This is a genomic window from Novipirellula artificiosorum (assembly GCF_007860135.1).
Lineage (GTDB): Bacteria > Planctomycetota > Planctomycetia > Pirellulales > Pirellulaceae > Novipirellula_A > Novipirellula_A artificiosorum.
Window position 1 is genome coordinate 1,316,702 of sequence record NZ_SJPV01000001.1, and the last position, 16,913, is coordinate 1,333,614.

At 55.0% G+C, this 16,913-nt stretch carries 19 protein-coding genes and 1 tRNA gene; 12 read left to right on the top strand and 8 right to left on the bottom strand.

The features are described from left to right. Positions 1-63 precede the first annotated feature (63 nt). The 11 genes from Poly41_RS04610 to Poly41_RS04660 all read left to right on the top strand — a co-directional run bounded on the left by Poly41_RS04610 (position 64) and on the right by Poly41_RS04660 (position 9,943). Complete coding sequence (locus tag Poly41_RS04610; protein ID WP_146524678.1) at positions 64-339, top strand: hypothetical protein; 276 nt, start codon at positions 64-66, stop codon at positions 337-339. Next, complete coding sequence (locus Poly41_RS04615) at positions 336-1,319, top strand: AAA family ATPase (protein WP_231615397.1); 984 nt, start codon at positions 336-338, stop codon at positions 1,317-1,319. Before Poly41_RS04610 ends, Poly41_RS04615 begins: the two co-directional genes overlap by 4 nt. Continuing rightward, positions 1,316-2,317: a DUF58 domain-containing protein gene (locus Poly41_RS04620; RefSeq protein ID WP_146524679.1), complete on the top strand. Its 1,002-nt coding sequence runs from the start codon at positions 1,316-1,318 to the stop codon at positions 2,315-2,317. Before Poly41_RS04615 ends, Poly41_RS04620 begins: the two co-directional genes overlap by 4 nt. Next, positions 2,292-2,789 carry a DUF4381 domain-containing protein gene (locus Poly41_RS04625; RefSeq protein ID WP_146524680.1) on the top strand — a complete coding sequence of 166 codons (498 nt, stop codon included), beginning with the start codon at positions 2,292-2,294 and terminating at the stop codon, positions 2,787-2,789. Before Poly41_RS04620 ends, Poly41_RS04625 begins: the two co-directional genes overlap by 26 nt. Further along, complete coding sequence (locus Poly41_RS04630; protein WP_146524681.1) at positions 2,786-3,778, top strand: VWA domain-containing protein; 993 nt, start codon at positions 2,786-2,788, stop codon at positions 3,776-3,778. Before Poly41_RS04625 ends, Poly41_RS04630 begins: the two co-directional genes overlap by 4 nt. Further along, a complete protein-coding gene (locus Poly41_RS04635; RefSeq protein WP_146524682.1) occupies positions 3,775-4,710 on the top strand; it encodes a VWA domain-containing protein in 936 nt (311 codons plus the stop codon). The genes Poly41_RS04630 and Poly41_RS04635 overlap by 4 nt, the downstream gene beginning before the upstream one ends. Continuing rightward, positions 4,707-5,354 carry a tetratricopeptide repeat protein gene (locus Poly41_RS04640; RefSeq protein ID WP_231615398.1) on the top strand — a complete coding sequence of 216 codons (648 nt, stop codon included), beginning with the start codon at positions 4,707-4,709 and terminating at the stop codon, positions 5,352-5,354. The genes Poly41_RS04635 and Poly41_RS04640 overlap by 4 nt, the downstream gene beginning before the upstream one ends. After that, entirely contained in the window at positions 5,347-6,735 is a 1,389-nt protein-coding gene (locus Poly41_RS04645; protein ID WP_146524683.1) for a BatD family protein, read from the top strand. Before Poly41_RS04640 ends, Poly41_RS04645 begins: the two co-directional genes overlap by 8 nt. A gap of 314 nt (positions 6,736-7,049) precedes the next feature. Continuing rightward, positions 7,050-7,811, top strand: a complete 762-nt coding sequence (locus Poly41_RS04650; RefSeq protein ID WP_146524995.1) for an MlaE family ABC transporter permease — start codon at positions 7,050-7,052, stop codon at positions 7,809-7,811. Positions 7,812-7,819: 8 nt separating this feature from the next. Continuing rightward, positions 7,820-8,668, top strand: a complete 849-nt coding sequence (locus tag Poly41_RS04655) for an ABC transporter ATP-binding protein (RefSeq protein WP_231615443.1) — start codon at positions 7,820-7,822, stop codon at positions 8,666-8,668. Between the two features lie 51 nt (positions 8,669-8,719). Further along, entirely contained in the window at positions 8,720-9,943 is a 1,224-nt protein-coding gene (locus Poly41_RS04660) for an MlaD family protein (protein WP_146524685.1), read from the top strand. 53 nt (positions 9,944-9,996) lie between these two features. Here the strand turns inward: Poly41_RS04660 and Poly41_RS04665 are convergent, their stop codons facing one another. From Poly41_RS04665 to Poly41_RS33830, 4 genes are all read right to left on the bottom strand, one after another. Further along, the gene (locus tag Poly41_RS04665; RefSeq protein ID WP_146524996.1) at positions 9,997-10,923 is read right to left on the bottom strand and encodes an ABC transporter ATP-binding protein; all 927 of its coding nucleotides are present in this window, start codon (positions 10,921-10,923) and stop codon (positions 9,997-9,999) included. Positions 10,924-10,978: 55 nt separating this feature from the next. Next, positions 10,979-13,363: a hypothetical protein gene (locus tag Poly41_RS04670; RefSeq protein WP_146524686.1), complete on the bottom strand. Its 2,385-nt coding sequence runs from the start codon at positions 13,361-13,363 to the stop codon at positions 10,979-10,981. A gap of 237 nt (positions 13,364-13,600) precedes the next feature. Continuing rightward, positions 13,601-13,927: a DUF6793 family protein gene (locus Poly41_RS04675; RefSeq protein WP_146524687.1), complete on the bottom strand. Its 327-nt coding sequence runs from the start codon at positions 13,925-13,927 to the stop codon at positions 13,601-13,603. Positions 13,928-14,171: 244 nt separating this feature from the next. Beyond that, entirely contained in the window at positions 14,172-14,342 is a 171-nt protein-coding gene (locus Poly41_RS33830) for a hypothetical protein (protein WP_197231066.1), read from the bottom strand. Between the two features lie 355 nt (positions 14,343-14,697). Between Poly41_RS33830 and Poly41_RS04680 the strand changes: the two genes are divergently transcribed. Further along, positions 14,698-14,771: transfer RNA gene (locus tag Poly41_RS04680), tRNA-Asp, on the top strand. A gap of 157 nt (positions 14,772-14,928) precedes the next feature. Here Poly41_RS04680 and Poly41_RS04685 read toward each other — a convergent pair. From Poly41_RS04685 to Poly41_RS04700, 4 genes are all read right to left on the bottom strand, one after another. After that, complete coding sequence (locus Poly41_RS04685; RefSeq protein WP_146524688.1) at positions 14,929-15,264, bottom strand: hypothetical protein; 336 nt, start codon at positions 15,262-15,264, stop codon at positions 14,929-14,931. 75 nt (positions 15,265-15,339) lie between these two features. Then, the gene (locus Poly41_RS04690) at positions 15,340-15,720 is read right to left on the bottom strand and encodes a response regulator transcription factor (protein ID WP_146524689.1); all 381 of its coding nucleotides are present in this window, start codon (positions 15,718-15,720) and stop codon (positions 15,340-15,342) included. 96 nt (positions 15,721-15,816) lie between these two features. Further along, positions 15,817-16,317 carry a hypothetical protein gene (locus Poly41_RS04695; protein WP_146524690.1) on the bottom strand — a complete coding sequence of 167 codons (501 nt, stop codon included), beginning with the start codon at positions 16,315-16,317 and terminating at the stop codon, positions 15,817-15,819. A gap of 304 nt (positions 16,318-16,621) precedes the next feature. Continuing rightward, positions 16,622-16,894 carry a hypothetical protein gene (locus Poly41_RS04700; protein WP_146524691.1) on the bottom strand — a complete coding sequence of 91 codons (273 nt, stop codon included), beginning with the start codon at positions 16,892-16,894 and terminating at the stop codon, positions 16,622-16,624. Positions 16,895-16,913 lie beyond the last annotated feature (19 nt).

A 16,913-nucleotide genomic window follows, 5' to 3' on the forward strand; every position in this document is an offset into this window, starting at 1 on the left:
AATGACATGCGGAGGATGTAAATCCCTTTCCCTCTGCAGCTCTTTTGACTTAAGGAACCAAGCATGTCGGAACAACGCACCGCGGTGGAAGAACTGATCCGCACCCTGAAACGTGAACGAGACGAACTGGCGCTGAAGATGCATTTGGCGAACATGGATGCGAAGGATGAGTATGAACGGTTGTCATCCAAGCTAGGTGAACTAAGCGATCAGTATGAACCGGTCAGCGATGCGGTAGAAGAAACCGCTGGCAACGTCTTTTCGGCGCTCAAACTCGCTGCCGAAGAAATGAAGGCCGGCTTTCACCGAGTCCGCAAAGCGATTTCTGAAGAAGGATGATCGATAAGAAAATGACTTCGCGCGAACAACTACTCGAACTCCAGCGGCGGATGTCGTTGTCGATCATCGGCCAGGATCACGTGGTTGAACGCTTGCTTCTCACCTTGCTTTGCGACGGCAATGCCTTGCTTGAAGGCCTTCCGGGGCTTGCAAAGACCCGTGCGATCAAGACGTTGTCACAGAACTTGCAGTCAGACTTCAGCCGGATTCAGTTCACGCCCGATTTGCTGCCTTCGGATATCACGGGTGCCGAGATGTACCTGGGCGAAGACGCAACCGAGCGTTTTCAGTTTCAGCCTGGCCCGATCTTCGGCAACCTGATTCTTGCCGACGAGATCAATCGGTCGCCCGCGAAAGTGCAAGCTGCCTTGCTCGAAGCGATGGAAGAACGCCAAGTCACGGTGGCTGGGAAAACTCACAAGATGCCGAAACTGTTTATGGTATTGGCAACGCAAAACCCAATCGAACAAGAGGGAACCTATCCGCTGCCCGAAGCCCAGATGGACCGGTTTCTGATGCACATCACGATGACCTATCCCGATGACATATCGGAAAAGGCGATCGTACGGTTGGTTCGCAACGAATCATCGCAAGATGACGTAAAACAGCAAGCTCCGATCATCCCGCAACAAGCGGTCTTTGCGGCTCGTGGTGAGATCCAACAAATTGGCATTTCCGACGCCATGGAAGATTACTTGGTTGCCATTGTCGCAGCGACGCGCCGTCCCGCCGAATGGGATTCGGATCTTGGCCGTTGGATAAGCGTTGGGGCAAGTCCCCGTGGGTCGATTGGTCTCGACAAAGCCGCTCGTGCACATGCCTGGTTTCACGGTCGTGACCAAGTAGCACCTGATGACATCCGAGCGATTGTGCATGATTGCTTGCGGCACCGCATCATCCTCAGCTACGAAGCCAACGCGGACGGCGTCACGGCTGACGAGGCGATTACGCAAATTCTCAAACTCGTCGCCGTGGCATGAAATCAAATCTACTGATTCAGCGTCAGACGGCACAAGCAGCTCGCAAACGAGCCGCCGGCGGGTTCGATGACGAACGTGTGTATGTCAATCTGCACCAACTGAATCTGCTTCAGCATCGAGCTCGCGGACTTTCGTTTCTGCCAAAGCAACCGGTTCACAGTTTGCTCTCGGGTAGGCATGCATCGCGGATTCGTGGACGAGGACTCAATTTCGAAGAAATCCGAGTTTATCATCCTGGCGATGACGTGCGCACGATTGATTGGAAGGTGACCGCACGACTTCGCAGCCCCCATACACGAGTTTTTACCGAGGAACGCGACCGTCCGGTGTTGCTGGTGGTGGATCAACGTATCGGAATGTTTTTCGGGACGCAGTTGAACATGAAATCGGTAACCGCCGCGCAGGTCGCTGCGTTGTCGGCGTGGCGGGTGCTTGATTCAGGGGATCGGGTCGGAGGAATCGTATTCAACGATTCCGCGGTTGAGACCATCACGCCACACCGCAGCCGCCAGACGGTTGAGAAGATTCTTCAGACGGTCGTTCAATTCAATCACCAGCTTTCTGCGGATTCAGCGGCACAGCCGAACGCGGCGAAATTCAATCAAGTGCTCGAACAGGTCGTTCGGATTGCGAAACACGATTATCTGATCACCCTCGTCAGCGACTTTTTCGGTTGCGACGATCAATCGTTTCGTTATCTACAGCGGATTCGGCAACACAACGATGTGATCGCTGCGTTCGTGCACGACCCCAGTGCATCGAAGTTGCCAACCAGTCGCGATTTCGTGATCACCGACGGTGATCTGCAAGTCGAGTTGGCTTTGTCCGGAAAACGAATGCGACAACGAATCGAAGATTCGACAAGCGGCCGAATTGCCAATGTCTTGGCATTGCAAAACCGATTGCAAATGCCTGTGCTACCGATCAGTACGGCGGAACAGGTTTCGAACCAGTTACACAAGTTGTTAGGACATGCAGCCAGATCCCTACAGCCTTGATCGACTTCAAGACATTGTCACCTCGGAGCCGGTACGATGGTGGCCACCTGCGCCATTTGGGTGGTTTGTCATCGCATTGCTCTCGCTTTGGGGATTGATCTTGGTTGCCATCCGAATCCATCGATGGATCTTTAACGCCTATCGGCGTCAAGCGCTGCGGGAACTCACGAAACTCCAATGTGGCCAAGACCGGTCACTGACCAAGGTGTCGATCCTGCTCAAACGGACGGCACTTGCAGCTTACCCTCGCGGACAAGTTGCTGCATTGAGTGGAGAGGAATGGACTGAGTTTTTGAGGGACGCATGCGATCACGTCAGCTTCCACGGCGGTATCATGAAACAACTGGGGACCGCTTCGGTTCAATCGGAAAACGCTCCGATTGCGGAATCCGATTGGCTTGCGGTTGTCGATGAGGCCCGTTATTGGATCAAGCACCATCGGGGTGGCGAATTCGTGGAGGAAGCACGGTGATTCTGTTTGCATCGGCGTGGTTCTTTCTGCTCTTACCGCTACCGATCTTGCTGCATTTTTTGCTGCCCCCCTTTCAAGACGCTCGTTCGGCACTTCGCGTTCCTCTGTTTGACACTCTGGCGAAGACGAGCGGTCAAACCCCCGCCGCGGGAGCGGTGGTTCGTCGACGTGGGCGATGGCAGTTTGCCCTTGCCTTGCTGTGCTGGGTTGCCATCGTCACGGCACTTGCTCGTCCTCAATGGCTTGGTGAGCCGATTGTTCGCGAGCTTCCGACGCGTGATCTATTGCTTGCGATTGATTTGTCGGGTTCGATGCAAACGGAAGATTTTGTCAACAAGGACGGTGAGAGAGTCGACCGATTGACCGCCGTCAAAGAAGTCCTTGACGACTTCCTGACCGAACGACAAGGTGATCGGGTCGCGATGATTGTTTTTGGTAACGGTGCCTTTGTGCAAATCCCATTCACCCAAGACTTGGAGGTATGCCGTCAACTACTTCAGCAAACCGCCGTGGGCATGGCCGGCCCGAAAACGGCATTAGGTGATGCGATTGGGCTGGGGATCACGCTGTTCGAGCGCAGTGAACTCAAAGACAAGGTGATGATCGCCTTAACCGATGGAAACGATACGGGTAGCCAAGTCCCGCCTGCTGAAGCGGCAAAGATTGCGGCGGACAAAGGGATTGTGATCCACACGATCGCAGTCGGAGATCCAGCCGCTGCGGGCGAAGAAAAGATCGACGAGGCAACGCTCAAGGAGATGGCCAACGTTTCCCAGGGGCGTTTTTTTCGAGCCAATGATCGCCAGGAATTACAACAGATCTACACGGAGCTGGACAAGATGAGCGAACGAAAAGTGGAATCGATTTCGCATCGACCGAAGCGGGACTTGTACTTCGGTTTCCTAGCCGTGGCGCTGATGCTGTCGGTGGTTTATCACGTGATTTTGATCCTACGGGGCATGCTCGAACGAAGAGTAAGTGCGGGATGAACGAGCTTTGGAACCACTTTCATTTTTTACGGCCTTTGTGGCTATGGGCACTTCCGGTCGTTGTGTTCGTTTGGTGGTTACGGGTCCGTGCCAACGATCCAAAGCAAGCTGTCAAGGGTGAGATCGCGTCTCACTTACTAGAACACCTGGTGAAGTCACCGACGGTGACCTCGTCAATTCGGCCGATCACGCTGTTATTGCCGCTTTGGATCGTTGCCGTTGTCTCGCTTGCGGGCCCAGCGTTTCGTCGCCAACCGTCACCCTTTGCCGAAGACAAGGCTCAGTTGATGATTCTGGCCAAAATGACTCCATCGATGTTGACCGAGGACTTGCAACCGTCTCGGTTGGAACGTGTGCGGACCAAATTGCATGATCTGTTGGACTTGCGAAAAGGATCCGGGTCGGGACTGATTGCTTACGCGGGATCCGCCCATTTGGTGATGCCGGTAACCACGGATGCGGGTGTTATCGATCATATGCTTGAGGCCCTCGATCCGTCGATCATGCCCAGTGAAGGGGACAATCTCGTCCAGGCCTTGGATGCCGCGGTCAAGCAGCTTTCGGAGCAGAATGCCGCAGGATCGATTTTGGTGGTCACCGATGCTATCGATGCGGGTCAGCTTTCCGCTTTGCAGCGATGGCGTGCGGAGAACGCGATGTCGGTACAGATTTTGGCGGCACTTCGCAACGACGCTTCTTTGGCAGCTTCGGGCATTCCAAAGGCAGCAGACACGCTCCATGCTCGCGTTCAAATCGTATCACCCGATGATCATGATATCGAGTCGATCGCCAAGTCGGCCGATCGATCGATCGTAACCGCCAGCAACGCCGATGCGGCTCAGTGGCGCGATGACGGCTATTTCCTGGTCCCCGTTCTCGCGATCGGCGCTCTGTTTTGGAGCCGTCGCGGATGGAGTGTGAGCGTTCGATGAGAAAGAATGGGGTACCTCAAATTCTGAGGAAGTGGGCCATCCGAGCGACCATCGTGATGGTGCTTGCCGCTACCTTCTTGGCATTCAAACAAGGTCGCAGTTTTTTCTCGACTGCCGATTGGCGTGGCCAAGCTCGGATGAGAAAGCAGGACTACAAAGGTGCTGCGGAGACGTTTGTCGATCCGATGCGTCAAGCCGAAGCGTTCTACCGAGCAGGTGACTTTGAACGAGCCGCATCGGTGTTGGGTGGATTGCCTGGCGAAAAGGCTGACTACAATCGAGGCAACTCGCTGGTGATGCTCGGCAAGTACGACGACGCTGTCAAAGCCTATGACCTAGCACTCGTGACTCGACCCGATTGGGAAGCAGCGAAAACGAATCGCGAAATCGCCGCCGGCCGAGCGGAACGTTTGAGGAAAGAAGGGGGCGTGATGACGGGAGGCAAATTGGGAGCCGATGAGATCATTTTCACCAAGAACAAGAACAATAAAAGCGATGGCGATACGGTTGAACCACAAGAAATGAGCGATGAAGAAACCCGTGGGCTATGGTTACGACAGGTTCAAACGACGCCACGTGATTTTCTGAAGTCGAAGTTCGCTTATCAAAACGCCATGGCCGACGAGGGGGCGAGCGATGAGTGAACCGTATGGCATTGGGGTGACCAAGTTCGCCAGGGAAGATGGCACGCGACGAAGGGGCCGTCGCGGCATTCCACTTCGATGGCTGGTGTTCTGGCAAGTCGTTTTCTTAACACCGGCTAACCTCGTGGCGCAAGAGCCAATCGTTGTACGTACCGCGATCCAGCCGAAACAAGAAGCGATCGTTGGCCAACGCGTCCTGCTGAAGATCGACGTTCTGGCTAAGGACAGCTGGGCAAACCTTCCCTCTTTGCCCAACTTCGAAGTGCCCGGCGCGGTTGTCTATGCACCACCGACCCAAAGCGTACGGTTGAGCGAGGCGATCAAGGGGGACAGCTATACGGGGCAGCAATTCGAATGGTGGCTCTATCCACAACGAGCCGGCAAGCTCCGAATACCAAGTTTAAAACTGGCCGTCGAGCTGAAAAGCTTCGGAAGCGACCGTGAACCAGTGACCGAATCGAAAACATCCGATGCCATGACTCTTGATGTTGGGTTTGCCAAGGGCGCCGAAGGGATGCCAGGGATCATCGGAACGGAAAGGTTTTCGATCGAGCAAAGCTGGTCACAGCAGGAAACGTCGTTGAAAGTGGGCGACGGTATCAGCCGAACGATCACTCGCTCGGCTGAGGGCGTTCCCGGCTTGGTGTTTGCCCCCATCGAAACGCCAAAGATGGTTGGCGTTCGGATTTATCCCAAACAACCCGAAGTCGAGAATGCGTTCAACCGTGGCAGTCTGACAAGTAAACGCGTCGATCGTATGACCTATGTCTTTGAAGCCGAAGGTGAGGTCTTGTTGCCGGAGATCGACATCGCATGGTGGGATACGTCCGACGAAAAACTCCGTCGGGAAACGCTCGACGCACGCAGGTTGACCATCACGCCGGCGGATCGACCCACGACCTCAGGTGCGAACGGCTCGGTGGAGCCGTATGAAGACAGCAAATCCGTATCCCGATGGCTGATCTTGTCCTTTATCGTCCTCGTCGGACTTGTACTCCATTGGGCTTGGAAACCGATCGTCCATCGATGGAACGGATGGCAATCGAAGCGACGATCGTCGGAGCGATCGTACTTTCGACGATTCGAGGTCGCGGCGAAGAGTAACCACCCACGCGAGACGCTTCGAGCCTTGGTCCAGTGGTGGGATGTCGCGGATCGCCACAGTCTCGCTCCACGGCTGGACCGGTTCTTCCTCCGCTACGGTGATCGCGATGCATCGGCTGTTTTGGTCAAACTTGAGAAGGCCGTCGACCAGGATCAATCGCCATGGTCGAGTCGCGATGTTTTGGCCCAAGCCCAATCGGCTCGGACTCGATTCCTGGCAGATCAACAATCGAGGCAACCGGTGATATCACGTCGTTTGCCAGAGCTGAATCCCTAGTGCTTCATCCACACCAGGATTTGGGGTTGGGCCGTAGCAGGTGGGTTCCCTTTCCCGGGTCTGATGCGAAGCCGTATCTTTTCGCTAATCCCTACAGCCTCCCTAGCCGATACAATTGGTGAAGTCTGTGTTCCTGCGCGCATGCTCTCGGGAAACGCTAGCAACAATGCCGGCGATTCCCGAAAAATCGTTCACTCTGCGGAAATTGGGAAAACGTGTCTCAAGGTTCAAAAGCAATACTCGGATCTCGCGGCGCTGGGCCGTTGACTCAGTGGATCACCGATTGGGGATCTGCGGTTGTTGATAGCGTGACGATGGTCGGCGATATTTCGTTGTTTGCCTGGCAGATGTTCCGCTGGTTGTTCACCCGGTTGCCACGACGTGGGACGATCTTGGTGAACTTCTATCAAGTGGGTGTGTTAAGTTTGCCTGTGGTAGCCCTAACCGGGACCTTCATCGGCATGGTGTTGGCGGTCAATAGTTACTACCAGTTTCACATGCTTGGACTGGAAAGCCGGCTCGGCGTGGTGATCAACACATCGCTGGTCCGCGAACTCGGTCCTGTGCTTGCGGCAACGATGCTGGCAGGGCGGGTTGGCAGCGCGATGGCTGCGGTGCTTGGTACGATGCGGGTGACCGAGCAGATCGATGCGCTCACGACGATGGGAGCCGACCCGATTCATTATTTGGTGGTCCCTCGTTTCTTGGCCTGTATTCTGCTGATCCCCGCCTTGACGATCATGGCCGATTTTATGGGGATTGTCGGTGGGTATTTTTACAGCGTCGTGATCCTGGGCATCGATCACGCCGCCTATTTGAACCACTCTCGTGATGGTGTCGTCGGGTTCGACTTGTTCAGCGGCATCTTTAAGAGTTTCTTTTTCGGCGGCGTGATCGCGATTGTCAGCTGTTATCGTGGGTTTCACTGTGAAGCGGGTGCCGAAGGTGTTGGCAAGGCGGCAACCGCAGCGTTTGTCTACTCTTTTGTCCTGATTCTTGCCATTGACTTGTTCATGAACATCTTGCTGGATGCGGTTTATTTCAAGTTCTATTCCCAAGGGGCATCGCCACTATGAGTACCGCCATGCTTGAAAAGGAAAACGACTACGAATCACACTCGCTGGAATCCGGTCCGGACGTGTTGGTCGATTGCGAAAACGTGGGCGTCAGTTTCCATCACCAATTGATTCTGGCCGGCATTGATGTTTCGGTGCTGCGAGGCCAGACGGTTGCAGTGATCGGCGAGAGTGGTTGTGGCAAAACCGTTTTCATGAAGACCATTGTTGGCTTGGTTGCTCCCACCGTCGGGTCGGTCAGTTTTGAGGGGCAACGATTGAGCGAAATGAGTCTGATGCAATTGACGCAGACGCGGAAGCGATTTGGCTTTGTCTTTCAAAACGCAGCGTTATTCGACAGCATGTCGATTTTGGAGAACATCGCCTTCCCGCTCCGGCAAAACGAAGAAGTGTCAGATTCCGACGTGCGCGATCGCGTGATGCAGTTGTTGTCCGAAGTCGGGCTGCCCGCCGAGGTCGCGCGGAAGTACCCCGCGGAGCTATCCGGAGGGATGAGGAAACGTGTCGGACTTGCCCGAGCCTTGATCCTGAGGCCCGAGTTGGTCGTGTATGACGAACCGACGACCGGGCTCGATCCGATCATGAGTGATGTGATCAACGAACTGATCCTGGAAACGCGTCGTCGCTATCCGGTCACCAGCATTGTGGTGACGCATGACATGCACACGGCCCGAAAGGTCGCCGACCGCGTTTTGATGTTCTACCCGCGACGACGGTTGCAGCCCGACGAATCCCAGGTGCTCTTTGATGGTTCGCCGAGTGACCTCGAGCATGCGGAAGATCGTCGTGTGCGGCAATTTGTGCGTGGGGAAGCGGGAGAACGGCTACGCGAAATCTCACTGGAATCGGAAGCGTAGTGGGTTGGGGCAAGCATCCGGTTTGCGAAACGTCAGTTACGAGAAAGTGTCATGGACGACAATAAGCTTCGATTCGGTGTCGGCGTGCTGGTCATCTCAGCGATCGGCATCGGCATCATCCTCACATTCCTGTTTGGTGCGTTTCCAGACGTTTTGAGCAAGGACTATAAGTTGACGGTCAAATTCCCGTCGGCCGAGGGAGTCAGCGAAAACACTCCGGTGCTGCGCGATGGCGTTCGGATTGGACGAGTGGACGACATTTCGTTGTTGCCCGAAGGCGGCGTGTTGGTCGGTTTGTCGATGGACAGCGGGCAGGAAATCGCTCACCGTTACGTCCCCACGATCGGCAATAGCTCGCTGGTGACGGGTGATTCGACGATTGAATTCGTGCGAGCCGACGAACGAAAGCTGGCAGAAATTTTCCCCCAAGATCGAAGTATCGTTGATGCGCCCTACGGCGATGGCGACTACTTGGACTACGGCCAAAAAACAAAGAACCCCTACTCGGTCTTATTCAGCATGGAGGAGCAAATGTTGCAAACGCTTGAATCGATCCGTATCGCAGGGGATTCGATCTCGACCGCAGGGCAAAGCGTGAACACGCTGGCAACCCAGGTACAAGGCACCGTGGGCCAGGCGGATGCGAAAGTCAATCGTGTAGCGGACGAAGCCGTCGAAGCGCTGGAAGAATTCCAAGGGGCAATGCGAGACGTTCGATCGATCGTCGGGAACCCTGAATTGCGTCAGGGGCTGGAGGATTCGATTTCGCAGTTGCCACGATTGCTGACCGAAGCGCAAAAAACACTCGATAGCACACAAAGAACCTTCGAAGGATTGCAGCGGGTCAGTGACCGCTTCGAGCGAGTCGGCGTGGCCGCGGAAGAAACGGTGGCGAGTGCCAAAAGCACCGTGGACAGCGTCGATCGAACGGTCAGGAACGTCGAGAAATTCACCGAACCGTTGGCCGAACGCGGGGACGAAATTGTCTCGCAGGTGCTCACCAGTCTTGCCAATGTCGATCGCACACTCGCTCAGGTGGAAACGTTTGGCAAGGCGGTCAACAACAGCAACGGATCGTTTCGTCGGTTCCTCGAAGACGAGGACATTTACTGGGAGATCCGACGGACCATCGGCAACATCGAGCAGGCGTCGGCACGCATCCGGCCCATCCTGGATGACGTGCGGATCTTCAGTGACAAAATCGCTCGTGACCCACGCCAATTGGGTGTTCGCGGCGCGATCTCACAGCGTCCCACGGGCGCGGGGCTGAAATAGTTTTTCGGCCGTTCGGCAAATCCATGCTTGCGACGAGTGTTACCACCCTGCACTTAGGTCACCAACCCCTTGGTGACGGTCATGAAGACATCTTCAAGCGTCGGGTCGCGGTCGTTGAACGATCGCATTCGCACTCCTTCGCGAATCAATTGTTCCATCAACCCTGCGATCACTTCATCATCGGCTTCCAATTCGGCGACAACGCGGCTGGGTTCTTGTTCAAGCGAACGCAGCTCGGGGCAACTTCGTAAAATCGACAAGCCGGCTTCTTCGTTGGCGAGGAATTGAATCTCGACAAATCGGTTTCGGCGAATTTGCCGATAGACGCTGCCGATCGGTCCGCTCATCAACAGCTGACCTCGCTCGATGATTCCGATCGATGTGCAGCAATCGGCTAGCTCGGTCAAAATATGGCTGCTAATCAGGATCGTCTTCCCCATCTTTCGAAGCTCTTTCAACAACGCCTTGACCTCGATTCTCGCGCGTGGGTCGAGCCCGCTCGCCGGCTCGTCCAGGATCAAAACGGGGGGGTCATGCACTAAAGTCTTGGCCAGGCAGAGACGTTGTTTCATGCCTCGCGATAAGCCGTTAACGAAGTCATCGCGTTTATGACTGAGATCGAGAAGCTCGAGCACATTGTCGATGATCTGTTTGCGGTCGGTGCGTCCGATCCGATAAGCAACGGCAAAGAAGTCCAAAAACTCCCAAACACGCATGCCATCGTAAACTCCGAAATTATCAGGCATGTAGCCAATGGCTTGTCGCACGCCGACGGGGTCACCCATCACATCGCAGCCGGCTACTTCTCCTCGTCCGCGACTGGCCCTGAGCAAGGTTGCCAGAAATCGGATCGTCGTGCTTTTGCCAGCACCATTGGGGCCGATGAATCCGAAGGTCTCGCCCGCATCGATTTGCAAATCAATGCTGTCGACCGCCATGAAGTCGCCGTAGTCCTTGCCGAAACCGCTGAGTGAAATCATAAGAAGGCCGCGCAATCGAGTGAATGGGAAAACATGTCTTGCCGCCGCTTGCCAATCAATTCGAATCGCTCGATTCGCCATAGTCTGGCAACGAAGATCGGAAATCGCTCGGCAAATTCACGTCCGCCTGCCTCTTCCGAAAAGGGGGATGACTCAGATGGGCCAGGACGACCGTTTGCGCCGTCGCTTGATTGGCTTGGGGAACAACCGACATCGTTGGCATCGAAGCATCAATCCGGGCAACCATCCTTGCCGAAGCCTCGGGGATCGCAGCCGAGTTGAGCAATCGGCTCATCAAGCGTCGCGATTGCAGCGGCAAGTTGTTTGGGACGCTGACCTGATCAGCCGAACGAAACCGAAGTTTTGCTTTTGAATTCGGCAAGACGGAACCGAGTACCGCAACGCGCACCTGCCCTGCATCGTCTTTTGCACTCACCATGGCATCAAGCAACTCGTAGTCCGTGTCATTGAAAAGCTGATCATCGCGTTGATAGATGCCACCGCCTAAATCGAGGATTTGTTCGACGTGAATCATTTCCGTGTCGTTACTGTCTACCGCGACGCCCGCTAAATGAGGCCCTTCGTCGAAATCGGTCCGAAAGACCATCGGCCGACTTGAGGTGGAATCCCTCGAAGGACGCAGTGCATCGGCAGCCGCATCGACCGTCTTAAATCCAAAGTCGTATTGGCTCGACAAGGAGTTGTAGATTGCGACGACTCGCGACAGATGGGCACGAGGGTAGGAGGGTTGCGTTTCCAGCACGGCAATCTCCGTTTGGCTGCGGGCAAAACCAATGTCCAGCCGTGCCGCCCGTGCCACCCAAATCGCGCCAACAAGTGCGATCACCGGAGTGGCTAACCAAGCGTACTCCAATCGACCGAGCAGTCGAAAAACAAGGTAGTTCACCGGAACAAGGGCCAGCAAGTAGAAACCAAGTGATCGAATCACCAATTGTGAGCTAGGAATCTCAATCCCTGACTCACGTTTCAAGATGTCTTCGCAGAGGCTGATCGTATCACTGTCACTCGACCAACTGCTCGTTCCCGCGAACGGATCGACTCGTGTGAGCACATCGATCGATTCCGCAGGCTTGGCGATTTCTGCCCGCGGGCTTGGCGTACGGGGGCCCGCTTCTCTTTCGTCCAAGACGAGCTCGGGAAGTTGCCGTCGCAACACGTCGTCACGCGATGCGAGACGAAATTTTGTGTTCATGGTCGGATGCGTATCAGTGCGATCGAGATCAATGTAGCGCTGGACCAAGGACATTTCCTTGCTTGTCAATTGCCGTCGTGGGCGATCGAGGATCACCGCGTTGAAGAAACTGTCGTACGATTGCCAATTCGTCATCCAATCGCTCATCAAATCAAAACGCGTCTGGACGACGCGGCCACGCCCGGCACGACGGGCGAGGATCAATCCGCCCGTCCCGTCGATGGGTAGAGCATCCTCCGCCTCAAGACCTTCGACCGCAATTCGTCCTGATTGGCTCTTCAGCAGTGCGATTTGATTGTCGGTGGATCGGTCCGTAGCGACCGCCCATTTCGATAGCAGTTCGGCGCCCGCGTCGCTATCGAGCTCGACATTCCCACGAGGGCGGATGGGCAGCAAGTCCGCAGCGGCCGTATTCGCAATCGATTCACTCGCAATTGCCCCGTTGACGATCAATTGACCGCCAAAGTGAACCCAATCGCGAAGGGCTCGAAGTTGTCCAGGCGTCAATGCATCGGGTGACACGTCGTCCCAAAGCAAAACTGCTGTACTCGTCCAATCGAGCATCGTTTCGGAAAGCGGCTGTAACTCACCCGACCTCGGAATGACGATGTGATAGTTGGCCGCTTTGCTTTCGAAATCTAAGTCACTACGAAACGGACGACGCCAATCGGCCACTTGCAACTTCGCAAACCTCTCAGGACGCGCCGTCAAAATCACGAAAAAGTACTCTTCCGAAGAAAGCGTTTTAAACTCACGCGGCTGCGGACTTGTTGGGAAAGTGGACGTGCGTCCGCTGGCGACAAACGTGCTGTCAAGCAGCATGCGCTGTGTCGCTGTTTTTGCTCTCGGAGCCAACACGCGATAATCAAAACGTCGCTGTTGGCCCTTGGGTAATACAACGGGACGTACGTTCTGCAGCGGGCTGTCGATGCGATTGGCCGCTTGGGCTGTTCCTGCGGAGATCGCTACTTGAGTTTGCAGTTCTCCTCGCGAGTCTTCCTTGTTGCTTCGGATCTGTTGAGACGCGGTTAACCAATGCCCAGGTTTCACCAAACCGTCCGGCGTCACCATGCCATCGGGAAAAACGCGAGTGGGTTTTGCCGTAAACGCGGCGAGCGGGGCCTTCTTCTTCTCTTCCTCTTCTTGGGTCGGATCGCTGCGACAGCCCTCGCAGCCAGCAATCAGTAGGCTGCTGAGCAATAGAAAGAAGAGTGGCAATCGACGCATCGGCCGTCCCGCAGGTGCGCAAAGAAAAGAAAGGACCAAGGAACGAAGAAATTCCCCGAGGTAAGCCGGAGGGTCGGTTGATCAATCCTACCCATAAAGCCCTGCCGACGGATGACAGGACACGATCTGATAACACGATCCTCGCCAGGAAAGATCCTGGCTTTTCCCTAATAGCGAGCCGTGACAATGCCCTCGTTGGTCAACGCACCCAAGGAAGCTCACCAACCCATGGGAAGTCTACCAGCCCATGACCATGTTGGACTCAATCGCCTTACGTGCATGCTCCAAATCGCTGCCGGTTTCCATGCGATAGAGGCGGATGGCGTTTACCTTGTCGCCCGACGAACGGCTGAGACATTCGCGAGCAATCGCGCACGGGTCGGCCGTCGTATTGGTCAAGCCAAGTGCCCCTTTACTAATGACCCAGGTGTCTCGAGGACGTTTGGTGAGCCGAGCGATCTCGTCGCTCGGATAGGCCTCGGCGACAACAACTCGAGCGGCCTCCTCGTCCTCCGCCCAAGTGATCAGAATATGTGAGTCGGTTTCAACCTCGAACAGTGGCATCGGAAGCTCCTTCAGCAGGGTCAGCAACAAAGGTGGCGAGGCGACGAGTGCGCCACGCTCAATCACTTAATGATACCGCCATCGGATCGACATGCAAAGTTTAGGATGCCCCGATTTGCTTTTCTTCGCCAGTTTTCCTATTGCCCAGCAGGAGAAGGATGTTTTGGCGGTTTTTGCGGGACCAGATCAAGAGAGCTCGTGAAAAGGAGCGACACGCCGAATGGGGGGATTGCAGTTGCAGACGCTAACGTTTGATCGCGGTTCCCCGGAGGCACAAAAAGCCGAAGGTTACTGCACAGGCGGACATAATCCCCCACTGAGTGACCGACATTCGATTGAAGTACCGGACCAGCTCGTTGAGGGCTTCGGAGGACCAATCGCTGATCGAAAAGGCGAGCAAGAAGTCAGAAATCATAGTGAACCTAATGGGTTGGACGATGGCCATCGACGGAGCAACCATCTCGAAATGCTCCGCTGAACCCTAGGTTTCCTGGATCGCTGGGCCGCTGGAAAATGCCCGCAACTGGCCGTAAAACCTCGGCAAGGACCATCTTGATCGTCACAAGCCGAACAATCAGATCTAAGTTCGCGTCGTCGAGAAAAGTTCTTGCCAAAGGTGACTTGCGGCCGCCGACTCGGCCGATATAATTTGCCTCCTACCAAGAATAAACGCGTTCCTAAGCGAGTACGTTGTTCTTGGACCCTAAACGCATCTCTTGCCAGATTGCAAAGCGGGTTCGCCCGAAATCTGGTGAGTGTCTCGTTCGCGAGGCGCGGTAGCTCAATTGGTTAGAGCCCCGGACTGTCGATCCGGAGGTTGCGGGTTCGAGTCCCGTCCGCGTCGCTTCTCAGTTAACCAGTGATTAACGGCATTTGCCGCGACCTGCCGAACGTCGGCAGAGCACTCTTTCAAGCGTAAGTGGTTCGGGAACTTTCCCGATAACGCAGAAACGAGCTCCGGTAATGGCTAGGCCGTCGACGTTCCCTCGTACCGGAAACACTCATCCGGGTTGATCCTTCGGAATAGCGGGTTGCTGTTCACCGCTTTCGCCCAGCTTGGATTCGGTGTAACGGCGTCGAAGTTCCTTCTGAGCATCTTCCAGCTGTTGAATCGTGTTTGCCCAGGCGAGGCAGTCAGGCTCGGCCGTCAGTTCTTCAGGGTCGGCGTCCATAAAATCTCTGTCGGGTAACGTTTGCGAAAACTGGGTGGCCGCGGTTGATGTTCCATTTGTAATCGCGCTACCGGTCGCTCCGGTTCGCGACGGGGATATCTGGCCATTGATGGGATCAATCGTGCTCTTCGATCGATGGATCAATTTCGCGAGCCTTTTACCCATCAGCCTTGGCTTTTTCGAGTTCTCCGCGTGCAACCCATGGTTCGTCGCGTGTTCGTGCTTAACGCTTGTCCCGAATCATCGCAGGCAATCGTGCAACCTGAGGAGGTTTTCAACTCGCCTTGTTAGTTCGACTCGGTTTACCGGCGTACTAAGGAAATCGTCGGTGCCAGATTCAACTGCCCTCTCGATATCATCGAGGGAATTCAGTGAGGTCACCATCAAAACCATCGCGATGGAGTCCTGTTTGATACGTTCGCACGCATCGAATGCATCGAACGATTTCCTTGCGGTGTCGAGCAGAACGAGTTGCGGCTGAAAGGCGCGCAGTTGTTCGAGAGCATCAGCGTCGGCAGCGACCGATTGGATTTGGTAGTCGTATTCGGAAAGGTGCTCGCGAATTCCGTCAGCATCGGCTTCGCTCATTCCGGCAAGCAGTATCCGTCTAGGTCGAGCCATGAGATTGTCTGGGTCGGAGCTTTAGCGGCTTAACGCGAGCTCGAAGAATCGGCTCGCTTGCCGCCAGGCCGCTTGACAAGCAAGCGTAAAGCGATTTCATGGTTCGCGAACTACTTCTCGATTCTTCGATGTGAGCCAAGCCACTCGCCTAAGCATCATTTCGAATGCGAGCGACAGTACCGCTGAAAGTACCAGTACAGATATGAACATGGCGAAGGTACCTCGATAATCAGCTAGTGAGGTTGAACGCATAGCATTTGAAGCCGCCCGCTCAACGTATTTCGGCATCATCCCCATCGACACACCAGCGGCAATGCGACACGCTCGAATCGCTCTGTTGGAAAGGTCCGCGGCAAGAAAGGTCGCCGAAAACATCGAAGCCACGGCGGCAATCGCTCCAAATCCAGCTAGAATCATCATCGATCGCACGTCTATCAGTTTCTGCAATCCGTTGAAACTTCCAGTTCTCCAGGAAGCTGATACAAATTGGGCGATGACTGCTGAAGCCACGAAGTAGCTCACGCCCCTGAAACGATCAATAGGCTCAGGGTTGAGTTCTTGCTGAGCGTCACCGGGATGAAACGGATTGATTTTCATTTTTGAACCAACTATCACGATCGACCGTCTCGATAGCGAAATGGCGAGCCACCAGCAGATTTCGTATTGTACGAGATAGAGTAGCTCGCGTATTGCCACCAATCATGTTCATGATCCTCTGCTACGGGAAAGGTCTCGATCGGTTCCGTTGTCTCTGAAGAGAATCGCCACCAACGAAACTCGCGAACAATCCGGCGGCAGTTGCCGCACAAGTGACACGACTCAAGTCGCGTTTCCCGGTGATGGGGTGTTGGCGGCACCAACGCAACCAGACCGGTGAGAATCACACCGATGGCGAATCACGCTACCAAGCCCCGAAAATTGCAATGTAAATAGCTGTGCCAATCAGGCCAATCCCCCCGATGAACCTTACCAAAGAACTCAGTTTAGCCAAACCACCGGTAAGCTCGTTTCCGTATTTGTCACGAGCGGTACCAGATTTGAGTCCCGCTACGCCAAAATAGAGTAACGCGCAACCGAGCACCGTCATTCCGGCACTAAGGACGAGTGGATTCTCTCGCAGCCATTGATTGGCCGCGCTGTTTCGGTCGGCAAGAATCGCGAATTCCGATAGCATTTCTTCTCTACTTGTTTTA